The organism is Paraburkholderia sp. SIMBA_027 (assembly GCF_046535315.1).
GTDB lineage: Bacteria > Pseudomonadota > Gammaproteobacteria > Burkholderiales > Burkholderiaceae > Paraburkholderia > Paraburkholderia tropica.
This window is the reverse complement of sequence record NZ_JAWRWY010001384.1, coordinates 1-245: the sequence shown is the minus strand read 5'-3', so window position 1 is coordinate 245 and position 245 is coordinate 1. Positions and strand designations below refer to the sequence as shown.

General features: G+C 59.2%; 1 protein-coding gene. It reads right to left on the bottom strand.

Annotation, left to right across the window (positions count from 1 at the left end):
• Window positions 1–50: 50 nt before the first annotated feature.
• On the bottom strand, window positions 51–245 hold a 195-nt coding region (locus SB764_RS43720; RefSeq protein WP_410867266.1), incomplete at its 5' end, for a hypothetical protein.

Sequence of the window (245 nt, the reverse complement as noted above, 5' to 3'; positions counted from 1 at the left end):
GCGTCCAAGCTAGAGAGCCCGACGGAGCGCTTGGCGCGGCCCCAGGGTGGTCAACGATTGCCTTGCCGACTAGAAAACACGTAGGTCGCGACCATGGCAACTGCAGCCGTCAGTGCCAGTACCGCCACCAGATGATTGCTGAAAAGCGCAGTAACAGCTGTGATGAAGAACAGGCAAGCCGCCGTAAGCGTCAAGAGCTTCATTGGTCGCCACAATGCGCGAAAACATCGTCGCGGGCCATGACG